This is a genomic window from Streptomyces sp. NPDC006552 (assembly GCF_040611655.1).
Classification (GTDB): domain Bacteria; phylum Actinomycetota; class Actinomycetes; order Streptomycetales; family Streptomycetaceae; genus Streptomyces.
Window position 1 is genome coordinate 1 of sequence record NZ_JBEXOS010000141.1, and the last position, 3,591, is coordinate 3,591.

Sequence of the window (3,591 nt, forward strand, 5' to 3'; positions counted from 1 at the left end):
GCTCGGTGCGCTTCATGTGTCCGGGCAGGAGATCGCCTGGGACCGGGTCCTGCCCGGCGCCACCCCCGTCGACCTGCCCCCCTACGCCTTCCAGCAGGAGCACTACTGGATCGAACCCACGGGAAGGGAACACGGCACCCACGAACACTCCCGTACCGAGGACGCGCTCTGGGAGGCCGTCGCCGACGGTGCGACCCAGCGGGTCTCCGAGCTGCTCGGCGCCACCGACAGCACGGCGGTCGCCGCCGTCCTGCCCCACCTCGCCGCCTGGCGCGAGCAGCAGGACCGGGCCGCACAGGCCGCCGACCGCGGCTACGAAGAGACCTGGGAGGCGTCTGCCGTACCGAGCACCGCACCGGCCCCGCGCGGTCACTGGCTGATCGTGGCCCCGGCGGCGGCCGGGGACCTCGCCGGACACCTTGCCGCGGCACTGGCGGGCGCGGGCGCCGTCCCGCACCTGCTGACCGCCGACGGCGACCGGGCCGCCCTGGCCGGCGCCCTGACGGCCGAGCCCGGCGACGCGCCGCTGAGCGGCGTCCTCGCCCTCACCGCCCTCGACACCGCCCCGCACCCCGGCCACCCGGCCGTGACCAACGGCGCCGTCCTGAGCCTCACCCTCGTCCAGGCCCTGGCGGACGCGGCCGTGCCGGCCCCGCTGTGGTTCCTCACCGGCGAAGCCGTCGCCGCCCACACCACCGACCCCGCCCCCGACCCCGCCCAGGCCCTCGTCTGGGGCCTCGGTCACGTCGTCGCCCTGGAACACGCGCACCGCTGGGGCGGCCTCGTCGACCTGCCCGCAGGACCCGCCGGCCCCGCCACCACCCGGCAGCTCCTCGCCACCCTCGCCGCACACGGCACCCCCGCCGCGGAGGAACACGTGGCGCTGCGCCCGACGGGACGCCTCGTCCGCCGGCTGCGCCGCACCGAACCCACCGCCGTAGTGCCCTGGACACCGCGCGGCACCGTCCTGATCACCGGCGCCGGCGGCGCTCTCGCCACGCACCTCGCCCGCCGCCTCGCCGAGCGCGGCGCGGAACACCTCGTCCTCGTCTCCCGGCGCGGCCCCGACGCCGACGGCGCCCGCGCGCTCGCGGCCGAACTCGAGGCCACCGGAGCCCGCGTCACCCTCGCCGCCTGCGACGTCACGGACCGGCGCCGACTGGAGGAGCTTTTCGGCGCCCTCGACCGTGACGGGGACGGGCCGCGCGCCGTCTTCCACACCGCGGGCGTCCTCGACGACCGGCTCCTCGACCGCCAGGACGCCGCGGCCCTGGCGGCCGCCGTCGCACCCAAACTGACCGGGGCCACGCACCTGGACCACCTCACCCGCGGCCGCGACCTCGACGCCTTCGTGCTGTACTCCAGCGTCGTCGGCGTCCTCGGCAACGTCGGCCAGGCCAACTACGCCGCCGCGAACGCCGCCCTCGACGCACTCGCCGCCCGGCGCAGGTCCGCAGGGCTGCCCGCCGTCTCCATCGCCTGGGGCCCCTGGGCGGACGGCGGCATGACCCACGGCGCCGCCGAGACCCAGCTGCGCCGCACCGGACTGGAACCCATGCCCGCGCAGCAGGCACTGGACGCACTCGACGCGGCACTCGCGCACGGGCGCACCACCGTCGTCGCCGCGGTCGACTGGACCCGGGCCGCCGCCTCCTACGCCGAAGGCCGGGACCGCCCCTTCCTGCGCGAGATCCCCGAGGCCGTACGGGCCGTCGCGGACGCCACCGCCGCCGCACCGGGCTCACCCCTGCGCACCACCCTGCTCGGCCTCCCCGAGGACGCCCGCGAGGACCACGTACGCCGGCTGCTCGCCGTCGAGGCCGCCGCCGTGCTCGGCGTGCGCGACCCCGGCGCCCTCGACCCGGAACGCGGCTTCAAGGACCTCGGCTTCGACTCGATGATGTCCGTCGACTTCAGCGCCCGCGTCCAGCGGCGCACCGGCGTCATCACCCCGAAGACGCTCACCTTCGACCACCCCGACCTGGCCGCCACCGCCCGCTGGCTGCTCGGCGAACTCACCCCGGCCCCGGCCGCCCGGCCGGCTCCCGGCACCACCGCGCGCGGCGCCACCGACGAGCCGCTGGCCGTGGTCGGCGTCGGCCTGCGCATGCCCGGCGGCGCCGAGGACCTCGACAGCCTGTGGACCGTCCTCGCCGAGGGCCGCGACACCGTCACCACCGTCCCGGCCGACCGCTTCGACATCGACGCGCTCTACGACCCCGACCCGGACGCCGAGGGCCGCGTCTCCACCCGCCATGCCTCGTTCCTCGACGACGTGGCCCACTTCGACGCCGCCTTCTTCGGTATCAGCCCGCGCGAGGCCGGCCCGATGGACCCCCAGCAACGGCTGCTCCTCGAAGCGGCCTGGGTCTCCTTGGAGGACGCCGGCATCCGCCCGCGCGACCTGCGCTCCTCCCGCACCGGCGTCTTCGTGGGCGCGGGCGTCGGCGAGTACGGCAACCACCGCCGGGGCGGCTCGGCCGACACCTACACCCTCACCGGTACGCTGCCCAGCTTCAACGCGGGCCGTCTCTCCTACCACCTGGGCCTGCAGGGCCCCGCTCTGGCCGTCGACACCGCCTGCTCCTCGTCGCTCGTCGCCCTCCACCTGGCCTGCGAGGCACTGCGACACGGTGAGTGCGAACTGGCCCTCGCCGGCGGCGTACAGGTCCTCGCCGACCCGGACGCGTTCGTCGCACTCAGCCGCTCGCACGCCCTTGCGCCGGACGGCCGCAGCAAGACGTTCTCCGCCGATGCGGACGGCTACGGACGCGGCGAGGGCGTCGGCGTCATCGCCGTCATGCGCCTGTCCGACGCCCTCGCCCAGAACCGCACCGTGCTCGGCGTGGTCCGCGGCACCGCCGTCAACCACGACGGTGCCAGCAGCGGCATCACCGCGCCCAACGGCTCCTCCCAGCAGCAGGTCCTCAGCGCCGCACTCGACTCGGCCGGCCTGTCTCCCGCCGACATCGACTACGTCGAGTGCCACGGCACCGGCACCTCGCTCGGGGATCCGATCGAGGTCCAGGCACTGGCCGCCGTCTACGGCCGGGACCGGGGTCCCGGCCACCCGCTCGGCCTCGGCACCGCGAAGAGCGTCATCGGCCACCTGGAGTCGGCCGCCGGCATCGCCGGCGTCTGCAAGGTCCTCGCCTCCTTCAGGAACGACGCCCTGCCCGCCACCCTGCGCAGCACCCCCCGCAACCCCAACGTCGCCTGGGACGACCTGCCGGTACGGGTCGTCGACCGACTCGAACCGTGGGAGCGGGATGTGTCGCGTCCGCGTCGGGCGGGGGTGTCGTCGTTCGGGTTGAGCGGCACGAACGCGCACGTGATTGTGGAGGAGCCGCCGGTTGTTTCGGAGGTGGGGTCTGCTGAGGTTATTGGTCCGGTGCCGGTGGTGGTGTCGGGGCAGAGTGTGGCTGCGGTGCGGGAGCAGGCGGGGCGTTGGGCGTCGTGGTTGTCAGAGCGTTCGGATGTGTCTCTTCCTGCTGTGGCGGTGACGGCGGCGGTGCGTCGGACGCATTTCGAGCATCGGGCGAGTGTGGTGGCTTCTGATGCTGAGGGTGTGGTTCAGGCATTGGAGGCGTT

At 75.2% G+C, this 3,591-nt stretch carries 1 protein-coding gene; it reads left to right on the forward strand.

Translation table 11 applies throughout. The features are described from left to right. Nucleotides 1-16 precede the first annotated feature (16 nt). A partial coding sequence (locus ABZY33_RS35895; RefSeq protein ID WP_356495917.1) for an SDR family NAD(P)-dependent oxidoreductase occupies nt 17-3,591 on the forward strand: 3,575 nt, incomplete at its 3' end.